At 39.7% G+C, this 925-nt stretch carries 2 protein-coding genes; one reads left to right on the forward strand and one right to left on the reverse strand.

All coding sequences use genetic code 11. The features are described from left to right. Positions 1 to 95 precede the first annotated feature (95 nt). Positions 96 to 281, forward strand: a complete 186-nt coding sequence (locus tag V7137_RS25610; RefSeq protein WP_218345755.1) for a YlaF family protein — start codon at positions 96 to 98, stop codon at positions 279 to 281. 56 nt (positions 282 to 337) lie between these two features. On the opposite strand, the gene V7137_RS25615 is transcribed toward V7137_RS25610, so the two are convergent. After that, the coding region (locus V7137_RS25615) for an inositol monophosphatase family protein (RefSeq protein WP_335700691.1) at positions 338 to 925 on the reverse strand (588 nt) is incomplete at its 5' end.

A 925-nucleotide genomic window follows, 5' to 3' on the forward strand; every position in this document is an offset into this window, starting at 1 on the left:
GTGGAAACCCCTAACCATTTTATTGTAGAATAAAAAATATATAAAAGCAGTGTTCGTTTAAACTGTATTTATCAATGAAAAAAGGGGTAATAAACATGAAAAACGTAAAGTGGCCTTTACTCGTTTATGCAATCCTTGCTGCGGCTGGCATTATGGGAATTGGGATAGCCATAAGTGAAAAAAGTTTAATCGGAGCAATAGGATGTGTACTAGCCATTATCGTCATAATGGGCATGGGTTTTAAAACAAAAAGAAAAATGCGTGAAAATGGAGAATTATAAAGGAATCTCGCTGATGGCCTAAAAAGGCAAAAAAGAAGCCAACAACGGCTTCTTTTTTACCATTTTCCTTCTTTTAAGTAATCCTTTAAGATGGATTGATGTAAACCTGGCTTTGCTGCAAATAATGAATCCTGTGTAAGGAAATTAAGGTGCTCGCCCCTTAAATTTGTGACAATGCCGCCAAGTTCTTCTATTATTACAGCCCCTGCCGCCACATCCCACGGTGATAAGCGCATGGAAAGATAGGCATCAACCCTTCCGGTCGCAACAAACACCAATTCAAGGGCCGCCGAACCATATGACCTTGTTCCCCTTGCGTCTCTTACCAGTGGAATCATTAAATTGTGGTCAATACGACGATTTTCCATCACCCATGTAGCATTGAGTGCGATGATGGATTCCTTTATTGTTGTTTCCTTAAGCGGAACAAGAGGAGTTTCATTTAAATACGCTCCATTTCCCCTCTCTGCATGATACAATTCGTCATGGACCACATCGTAAATAAGACCGATCTTACCAATGCCATTCTCATAAACACCAAGGGATATAGCAAAGTTTCTTTGTTGGTGGATAAAATTCATCGTCCCATCGATTGGGTCAATCATCCAAACAATACCTTCGAGACTACTTAGTGTATCTCCAAA

Origin of the sequence: Neobacillus drentensis (assembly GCF_036962765.1) — a bacterium.
Lineage (GTDB): Bacteria > Bacillota > Bacilli > Bacillales > Cytobacillaceae > Neobacillus > Neobacillus drentensis_C.